Here is a 9651-nt window from a genome sequence, read left to right on the forward strand (position 1 = left end):
TGACAGTTAGTGGGGGTAAAGTTTTTTCCTGCCTAACGGGAGATGAATAACAATGGCTATCGATGATACTGGGGGAGGTGAGTCAGATCAGGTCAACGGTGGGGGAAACCTGACTGACGAGCCTGTACGGGTCGGCGAATATACGTGGGATGATCTTCGGCGGGAGGTACACGATGGGGGGCGGTTCGATCGGAGCGTGTACCTCGGCTTCGAGCCGAGAGAACTCAGTCAGCGACTCGAAGACGCGGCAAGTGCCGGGAAAACACTGCAAGCGCCGTTCGAAGAGTATCTCGACCCGACCACGACACCAGTCGCGAAAGACATCTACACGTGGGAGCATTTCAAACAGGAGTACTATTACGAGGACGGCAGTCTCCCCCGTGACAGTGACGGCGAGGTCATCCCTTTTCACGAAAGCGAGTATCTGAACTTCGACCCCGAACACACGGAGAACAGGCTGTCCGCCGCCGAAGACATCGCCAGTGAACTGCATGAGTACGTCGACGAAAACACCGTCGACGTGAACCCGGAACTGGACGAAGACGAGTTTTTCTCGACACGGGACGGCCACACGACCGTCGTCAACCGCTACGACCTCGAAAAAGCCGTTCCCCAGTCGAAGAAATCTCACTTCAACGAACTGGAACGGTACTGGGTCAACAAGCCCTACGCCTGCGTCATCATCTTCCACTCACGAAAAGAGAACGAGAAAAAGTACTACGTCATTGAGCCGTACCTCACCGATATTGAGATCGACCTTCGGGAGTTCCTCTCGGGCAAGCTCAAAACCGCAATCAAGTATTCTGAGGACGACGTGATCGTTCAGGGGACCGACGCCGACCGGGCACAGGTCATCCAGCGGGAGGCCGAACAACTCCTCTCGCGGTACGACCTCTACAACGGTTCGGTCTCCAGTAGCGATGAAGAGAGCGTTCTCGGACAGGTCAAGGAACTGTTCGGGATCGAATCGGAGACGCAAAGCGAAACCACGGGACCGCTCTCAGGTATTTCGACACGTCCCGAGCCGGCTATCCTCGAAGACGACGACCCGAAACTGAACGAGTATCAGGTCGAGAAGCTGCTGTACATGCTCAAACGGGACTTCGTCGGCTACGCCCGGATCGATGGTGTCAAACACGACATCAACGTGGAGGACATCTCTTGTGACGGGTACAACTCCCGGGTGTTCGTCTATCACACCGACTACGAGCAGATCATCTCGAACGTCCAACACGGCGAAGGCGAACTTGATGACTTCGTCGTGAAACTCGCCCAGCGCTCGGGCAAGGGTATCTCGAAGCGACAGCCACAGGTCGACGCGACCCTGCCGGATGGATCGCGTGCGCAACTGACGCTGGGTCGTGAGGTGTCCGACCACGGGACGAACTACACCATCCGGCAGTTCAAAGATGTGCCGTTCACGCCGATCGACCTCATCAACTGGAACACCTTTTCGCTGGACGAGATGGCGTTCCTCTGGCTCTGTATCGAGAACAACAAGAGCCTCATCTTCGCCGGCGGTACTGCTTCGGGGAAGACCACGAGCCTGAACGCCGTCTCGCTGTTCATCCCATCGAACTCCAAGATCGTCTCTATCGAGGACACGCGTGAGGTCGAACTGCCACAGCGCAACTGGGTGGCCAGCGTCACGCGCCCATCCTTCGGCGAGGACGACAAGGGCGACGTTGACGAGTTCGATCTGCTTGAGGCCGCCCTCCGTCAGCGTCCCGACTACATCGTCATGGGGGAGATCCGTGGCGAGGAAGGCCGCACGCTGTTCCAGGTCATGTCGACCGGCCACACCACCTACACCACGTTCCACGCCGACTCCGTCGGCGAGGTTATCAAGCGGTTCACGACCGAGCCGATCAACGTCTCGAAGACGCTGTTTACCGCGCTCGACTTGGTGTCGATCCAGACCCAGACGCGGGTCGACGGCAACAAGGTCCGGCGGAACAAGTCGCTGACCGAAATCAACGAGTACTCCGCGGAGAACGACGAGATCAACGTTCGGGACGTGTACGAGTGGCGCGCCGAGACGGACGAGTACATCCAGATGGGGAACTCGAACACGCTCGAAGAGATCAAGTTCGACCGCGGGTGGACCCAGGATAAACTCGACGAGGAACTGTTCAAGCGCAAGGTCGTCCTCGCGTACCTCATCGAGAAGGGGCTGAACACCTACACGCAGGTCGCAGCGACTATTCAGGCGTTCATCAACGACCCCGACACCATTCTCACGCTCATCGCCAACGATCAACTCGAACTGTCACTCGAGGACCTCCGGGAGATGGAATCTGTCAAGATCGACATCGACCCGGAAAAAGAGGAGATGGTGCCTCGGCCGGACGCGCCCCCGGAGATGGTCGAGGAGACCAAGCAGGTGCTAGACAACGCCCAGCCGCTGTTCAACACGTACAAGAGCCGCGAAACGCCGGACATCGTTTCGGCGCTGATGGACGATTCCGAGGAGAGCGCTGACGAAGACAGTATCGACTTTGGCCAGTTCGTTCCGAAGGCCGGAGCGGAGGCAGATAGCGAATGAGCCTCGACACACCGGGTCAGCAACAGGTGGGCAGCGGCGGTGCGCTCGGTGACACGTTCTACCCGGCGTACCAGATGGTGTTCGACGACGAGGGCGACTTCGTCAACAGTGTCGAGAACAAACTCGCGGAGGCCCGGATGGCCGACAACGTCGAGATGTTCCTCGCACGCGCGCTCGCGGTCGGCGTCATTGCGGGGCTCGCACTGTGGCTCGTCGGCACGTTCCTCGGGTATCTGCTGGTCCAGTTGCTGTTTACTGGCGGGGAAGCACCGACGCTCATCGGGATTCCAGTGTCAGAGAGCGTCTCAGAGACCCTCGCCGTGCTGAAACTCCCCTTCCTCGTCATCGTGACTGGGCTCGTCTTCGGTGCTATCGGGTTCGGTATCGGATTCGGATCACTGGTCTCGATACCGTATTTCCGTGCGAGCGCACGCGAGCGCGAAATCAACGTCCTGTTGTCCGACTCGATCTCGTTCATGTATGCGCTGTCCGTGGGCGGACTCAACCAACTCGAAATTCTGCAGTCGATGGGGAAGGCCGAAGACACGTACGGTGAGGTCGCAAAGGAGTTCCAGTCCATCGTGCTGGAGACGGAGTACTTCGATACCGACTACCGGACCGCTGTCCGGAACCAGGCGCTGCAAACCCCGTCGGACGAACTATCCCAATTCCTGACGGATATGCTCTCTATCATTAACTCCGGCGGGGACATGACCTCCTTCCTCGAAGATCAGAAGGAAAAGCACATGCGAACCGCCCGGCAGGAACAGGAGAAGATGCTGGAGACGCTGGAGCTGTTCGGCGAGATGTACATGACGCTCTCGCTGTTCCCACTGCTTCTCATTATCATTCTGGTCATCATGTCGATGATGGGCAACGCACAGAAATCCCTCATTTACGGGACCGTATACGGGCTAATTCCCCTGACAGGTCTGGGATTTCTGGTCCTCGTCTCGACTGTCACGCAGGACTCTATCGGGGACGGCTATCTGCGTTCGAGCCCCGGCGAGAAGGAACTCGTCGTCGACGAAGGTGTCGGCGTGTTCAACCTCGGGCTCATCGAGAGCTACACAGGGACCTACAGCGTCTTCGACCGGATCAAGAGTCGGGAGGGAACCCACGAACTCCTCGCTATCCTTACGCGCCCCGACCTGTTCTTCCGGGACCATCCGCTGTTAGTGCTGTGGCTGACAGTTCCGCTGTCAATTCTCGCCATCGTTGCGGCGATCGTCATCGGCTGGGCCCCGCTATCGCTGGATGGGATGATCGCCGTCCCGGTCCGCTCGACGTTCTTCTGGGTGTACGTCCCGATGTACATCAACTTCATCCCGCTGATGATTTTCTACGAGTGGAACCAGCGCTCGCGGAAGGCGATAATCGGGAAGCTCTCCGAAAACCTCCGGAAGCTCGCATCAGCCAACGATACCGGGATGACGCTGCTGGAGTCGGTCAAGGTTGTCTCCGAGACGTCCTCCGGAAAGCTCTCAGAGGAGTTCGAGACAATCCACGCAAAGGTAAACTACGGCACGAGCCTGAAAGACGCGCTTCGGGAATTCAACAACAAGTACAACGTCCCGCGGCTGGCGCGGACAGTCAAGCTCATCGCAGAGGCACAGGAAGCCTCCAGCCAGATTCAGGACGTGCTCTCGACGGCTGCCCAGGCCTCGGAGAATCAAGACGACATCGAACGCGAACGAAAATCCCGGACGCGGATGCAGACGGTCATTATCCTGATGACGTACCTGACGTTGCTCGGCGTGATGGCGCTGCTGAAGACACAGTTCCTCGATGTGATGTCGGGACTGGCGACGCAGGCCTCCGGGTCAAGTAGTTCGAGCGCGCCCGGCGGCGGCTTCGGTGGCAGCGTCGACACGGAACTACTGTCGATGCTGTTCTTCCATGCAGTGACGCTACAGGCGCTGCTGTCGTCGTTTATCGCCGGCTATATTCGGGAAGTGAAACTTGTCGCAGGCGTAAAATTCGCAGTCGTCCTGTCGACGATTGCACTGGTGGTGTGGATCGCCGTGGGCTAGCATCGGACTCGCGGTTCGGCAGCGGACGTATCAAACAGCAAATGGGGTGTGTGGGACATGGATACAAGAGCACAAACACCGCAGGACTTCGCCGTCGGGGTGAGCGTCCTGCTCGTGACGATAATCGGGGTATTGGCATTCGTACAGGGTAGTGCAGTCGGCGTGTACGAGTCCCCAGATGTACAGCGTAACCAACCAATTGCGGACAGGGCAGCAACGTATCTCGTCGAAAACCACTCGGTGGACGGCACACGGAATCTCGTTCGCTACAACACGAGTGGTGGGATCAATGCGTCCCTCAACGCGGATAGCCCCGATCTCGATGGTCTCAGGGACAACGCTGGACTCGATGTCGCGACGGAACGCCGCGTGAACCCGCGGGTGAACGTAACGGTGGTCAACGCGTCAGCGCTCAAAGCAGGGACACGGGACCCGGCAGTTGATGGCCACGGCCAGCGGCTCGCCTGGGGACCGTCGGTTGACGGCCGGACGAACGTCGCGACCACATCTCGTGTGGTGAAACTGACCAACTCGACCGACCAGTGCGACGCGGTCTGCTGGCTCGTCGTGAGGGTGTGGTAACGATGCGTGGCCAAGCCTACACGTTGGAAGGGGTGCTCGCGGCTATCGTCGTTGTGACGGCGACCGTCTACGGCCTGTCGGCAGTCGACACCGGCCCGTTCCAGACAGGTGCCCAGCAGCGGACAGCAGAACTGGAGAATCGTGCGAGCGACACGCTCTCACTGGCGGCAGAAACCGGAGCGCTGCACAACGCGACGGCGTGTTACAGCGTCGGAACGCCGACACTCAACGGCAATCAGACGGGCAGTTCCACCGAGTTCGAGATGATGTTGAACCAGACCTTCGACCGCCAGGGCGACCAGTACAATCTCTACTTGAGCTACTGGGACCGTGACTCGGACGCGCGTCAGACTGCCCTTGTATCGCAGGAGTCTGATGAGAACGTCGCTGAGAGGCCGGCTGATGCGGCCGTCGCGACCGAAACGGTGACACTGACCGACGATATGCCAGCTCGAATCGGCGACTGCAGCAGTACTGGACCGCCCCTCTCGACCGTCGACGGGTACTTCGCTCCTGACGCAGAGCCCGACTCTATCGTCTACAACGTCGTGGAGGTGCGTCTGATCGTATGGTAGCCAACGAGCGCGGGCAACTGCTGTTGGTCGGCGGTATCGCTGTCGCTATCGTCGTATTCAGTACGATACTGTTTGCCCACAGTCTCGCTGTCACTGACAGTATCACGACTACCGGGAGTGCAGATACTATCGAACGTTCTGCTGACCGCGAAGCCTCTGTCGAACGCGACCTTGGACGACTCGCGGCCCAAACGCAGGGCGATGACCCCGATGGGTTTGAGGAGCGATACGAGAACGCGCTCCAGAATTACACACGGACACACAACCGGGTTGTCGCTAGCAGTGGCGGGACCTATCTCAACGCGACGCTGAACGAGTCGGCGTCGCTCGGCACAGAATTAAATCAGACGGTGCCCTCAAAGTTCCAAAACTCATCGGGTGGTCCGCAGAACGACTGGCCGGTTGCGAATGATGTCTCTCGCATTGCAGTATTCAACCTCACTGCGGACGTCATTGGTGGTTCGATGAATACTTTCACCGTCGTCATTCGAAACGGCTCTACGGACCTGACAGTGTCAATTGAGCCGAGCACAGTTGATGGTGGAAACAATGTCACGGTCGACGGAAAGACGCAGTGTTATAATAGTAATGGAACTGCCAACGTCGACGTCGACCTGGTTGCTGGTTCGTGTACTGTCGGAAGCAACAGCAGTTCCTTCGATAGCTACCACAGCCTCGACCCTCCGTACTCAGTGGAAATAGAGAACGGAAATAAGGCCGAGGGAACGTACCGCTTCGCAGCCACGGGGACCTTCCCGCGTGGAGACACCGCGCCGTATCCCGTCGTTCCCGCTGTCGACACAACATACGATACGCCATCTGCGAGCTACAACCGAACAGTTCTCGTGGAGGTGGACGACGGATGAGCCTCGACCGCCTCCTGTCTGACAACCGCGCCGTCTCACCCGCAGTCACGCAGGCACTCACTATCGGTATCACGTCGCTGCTGGTGACCGGTCTCCTCATCGGCGGGAGCCAGATGGTCGATTCACAGCGTGAGCGAGTGACAGAGGAAGCGCTGGAGAACGTCGGCGATGGTATCGCGCGCGACTTGATTCGCTTGGATGCGTTCGACACTGAGACCCTCAATTCGACAGTGTCGTTTCGTGCCACGTATCCGGAGCGGATCGCTGACCAATCGTACAATGTCGAGGTCTCGCCTGATACGTCACGCACGCGCGTGTACGTGAACGCAACAGGATTGAATCGGTACGCTGTCGTCCGATTTGCGAATGAAACTAACGTCTGCCCATCTGTCGTCTCCAGCGGCCCACTGGCTGTCTCGTATAATGCGTCCGCCGACTGTATGGAGGTGACACGCGGATGACCACACCACTGTCAAGCCAAAACAGTCACGACCGTGGTGTGTCCGACCTGCTCGCATTTACGCTCACGTTCAGTATCATCATCACCGGCATTGCGCTGGTGACGCTTGGCGGGCTTGGAGCGTTCGATGCCATCCAACAGGGGGCGACAACCGATGTCGCAGAAACGTCGATGATTGGGTTCGCAGAAACCACGGACGACCATATCCAGAGCGGCGCCCCTCGAAGGACCACGAGTATGAAACTCCAGGGGCACGGACTCTCGCTCCAGGCGTCAACGCTGAACGTAACTGTCGACGGACGTTCAACAAATATCTCGACCGGAGCGTTCGTTCGGGAAACTGACTTGGGGACTGATATCGTTTACACCAGCGGTGCGGTGTATCGAGTCCAGCAGGAGGGACTGGTCGTCTCACGGAAACCTAGCTTTCGGTGTGCTCCTGATAGCGGCAGCGTATACCTCTCCGTGCTTTCGCTTGACGGACAGACCGACTTCTCGTCGTCGGGCCGTCTCACGATCGAGACCGCTATCCAGAATAAGACGCTTGTTTCGCCACAGGCTGGCAAGTCACCATCCGCGACAACCGTCTCGATCAACGTCTCGGAGACTGCGTATCCGGATGCATGGCACCGCCTGTTTGAGCAGGAACTATCGGACTGGTCAGGCCACTCAGAACCGCATACGTACCAGTGTACCGGCATCAACCGCGCTGTAGTCCACAACACGACAGTCGATATCCGGACTATCACCTGACGTGCCTCTATCTGCGGCCGAGAGACCCGCCGCTATCGGATACAGTACTAAGCGGTGAAAATCCGTTATGCAGCGGTCATCAGCGCTGCGATAAACGACCACCGGGTCCCGCTGTTTGCTTCCTCTTGTTTCGCCATAGCCGCAGTCTTGTCTCGTGGGTGCTTCCAGTTCATCACAGAGATACATACGTGCTCGACACGCATTAAGTGTTCGAAATCTAATATATTGTCGTGGTCTTTTATGATTGAGAGCGCTTCGCAGGTGGACACCCCCTCTAGTTCCTCTCAGGCGTTAGCGTTCTCGCCTCGTCTTTATATAATTGTATTTACAAGAATGCGCGCGAACCGAACAGCCCGAGCGCTAGGCGAACTCCGTGATACAGACGATTATACGTCGGTAAAAGACTCTATATCTGCATCTGAGAGTAGTGAGTGTCGTATGTGAGCGGCAGTTGCGTGTGATCCGTTGGCAAGGTAGTACTATTACCCTCCACTCCATAAGATTGGATACTAATGAAGAAGCAAGAACTCATTCACCTTCACAGTCTTCTCGCGCAGGTACAGCACCACTACGAACACGAAGCGGACACCACTGTTGAGCACGACCTGTACGCCGAGCTCGGTGTCAAACCGACGTCGATCCACAAATCGAAGACAGACCACAAGGAAGCGGTGTTTGCGCTCGCTTCTGGACTGACGGATGCGATGGTCGAGGAAGCCGACGAACCACAGGCGCTGACTGCCGACTGAATCGACGTACTGTCGTCAGTTCGTTCACACCGTTTCACTATTCCCAGTAGCTATTGGTCAGTTCTTGCCGTGGCACGGCCGCATGGTAAACGCTATCTCGCCTCTCAAACGACTTATACGGGAGGCGACCGTATTTATGCTGTGAGCGACGATTCAGGGCGGCGGAATCTCCGCATGCCTACAAACGACGAGATGTTTGCAGTGGTAACAGAGCACCTTGGCGGGAACCATGTCCGCATTCGCTGTGAGGACGGCGAAACCCGACTCGGCCGGATTCCCGGTCGGATGAAGTTCCGAACCTGGATTAACGAGGACGATATCGTCCTCGCCGAACCGTGGGACTGGCAAGACGAGAAGGCCAACATCGAATGGCGCTACAAGGGGCAGGACGCCGACCAGCTCCGTTCGGAAGGCCACATCGACTCGCTGACTGCCTAATTTTACCACTGTACCCGCGTCCTGGTTCACGACGACGGTGAGATAGCTCTCCATCGCGACCCGCATTGTCCCCTGTTCTAACTGTTGACCTCTGCGTGTCCTGTCGCCTGTTTCGTCATACCGTCTGGTACACTAAGACTGTCTACTGTTCGGTTTGTACTCCTCCCGATTGATATATAATGGATTGCTGGCCCCTGCCCACTGACCTCTATATCAGAACCTAAACACAAGGACACGTCGGATCATAGACATCCTGTCGCCGTCTTGCGGTTATGCGTGTCACGGCATCACGTTACGTATGCGTCGTGTGTGTGCTGCACAGAGCGTGTCCGAGACGATTCATTTATATGTTCCCCCGTCTTCTGAACTAATGCGAAGGTCGCACCGGGCAGCGAGCCCGGATCGACATGCTCGGTCGGCCACCTGGGCCGGCCTGAGCCACGAACGGATCTCGTCTTCCCCTTCTGGGGTTGGCGAGATCCACCCCATGAGGATTCCACCCCTGCGGTCCGCCGTCAAGATGGAATCTGATGTGAGCCCACGGACCCATGCAGTAGTCAACACTGGCGTAGGAACCAGTGTGTTAGCTTCCGACGGAGTGCAACCACTTCCGCCGCTGATGTATATCAGCACATTCCGGTTGATCCTGC

The 9651-nt window shown here is 57.7% G+C and carries 9 protein-coding genes; all 9 read left to right on the forward strand.

What is annotated here, in order from left to right; genetic code table 11:
• The first annotated feature begins 52 nt into the window (after positions 1–52).
• The 9 genes from IEY38_RS16130 (at position 53) to IEY38_RS16170 (ending at position 9001) form a co-directional block, all read left to right on the forward strand.
• A complete protein-coding gene (locus tag IEY38_RS16130; RefSeq protein WP_188979443.1) occupies positions 53–2545 on the forward strand; it encodes a type II/IV secretion system ATPase subunit in 2493 nt (830 codons plus the stop codon).
• Positions 2542–4578: a type II secretion system F family protein gene (locus IEY38_RS16135; protein WP_188979451.1), complete on the forward strand. Its 2037-nt coding sequence runs from the start codon at positions 2542–2544 to the stop codon at positions 4576–4578. Before IEY38_RS16130 ends, IEY38_RS16135 begins: the two co-directional genes overlap by 4 nt.
• A 57-nt stretch (positions 4579–4635) precedes the next feature.
• On the forward strand, positions 4636–5160 hold the full coding sequence (locus tag IEY38_RS16140) for a DUF7287 family protein (RefSeq protein ID WP_188979453.1): 525 nt from the start codon (positions 4636–4638) through the stop codon (positions 5158–5160).
• A gap of 2 nt (positions 5161–5162) precedes the next feature.
• Complete coding sequence (locus tag IEY38_RS16145) at positions 5163–5735, forward strand: DUF7288 family protein (RefSeq protein WP_188979455.1); 573 nt, start codon at positions 5163–5165, stop codon at positions 5733–5735.
• Complete coding sequence (locus IEY38_RS16150; RefSeq protein ID WP_188979457.1) at positions 5729–6601, forward strand: hypothetical protein; 873 nt, start codon at positions 5729–5731, stop codon at positions 6599–6601. The genes IEY38_RS16145 and IEY38_RS16150 overlap by 7 nt, the downstream gene beginning before the upstream one ends.
• Positions 6598–7062, forward strand: a complete 465-nt coding sequence (locus tag IEY38_RS16155) for a DUF7266 family protein (RefSeq protein WP_188979459.1) — start codon at positions 6598–6600, stop codon at positions 7060–7062. The genes IEY38_RS16150 and IEY38_RS16155 overlap by 4 nt, the downstream gene beginning before the upstream one ends.
• Positions 7059–7814 carry a DUF7289 family protein gene (locus tag IEY38_RS16160; RefSeq protein WP_188979461.1) on the forward strand — a complete coding sequence of 252 codons (756 nt, stop codon included), beginning with the start codon at positions 7059–7061 and terminating at the stop codon, positions 7812–7814. Before IEY38_RS16155 ends, IEY38_RS16160 begins: the two co-directional genes overlap by 4 nt.
• Positions 7815–8326: 512 nt before the next feature.
• Positions 8327–8563: a UPF0058 family protein gene (locus IEY38_RS16165; protein WP_188979463.1), complete on the forward strand. Its 237-nt coding sequence runs from the start codon at positions 8327–8329 to the stop codon at positions 8561–8563.
• Between the two features lie 141 nt (positions 8564–8704).
• A complete protein-coding gene (locus IEY38_RS16170) occupies positions 8705–9001 on the forward strand; it encodes a translation initiation factor eIF-1A (protein ID WP_049909223.1) in 297 nt (98 codons plus the stop codon).
• The last annotated feature ends 650 nt before the right edge of the window (positions 9002–9651 follow it).

The organism is Haloarcula sebkhae, from assembly GCF_014647415.1.
Lineage (GTDB): Archaea > Halobacteriota > Halobacteria > Halobacteriales > Haloarculaceae > Haloarcula > Haloarcula sebkhae.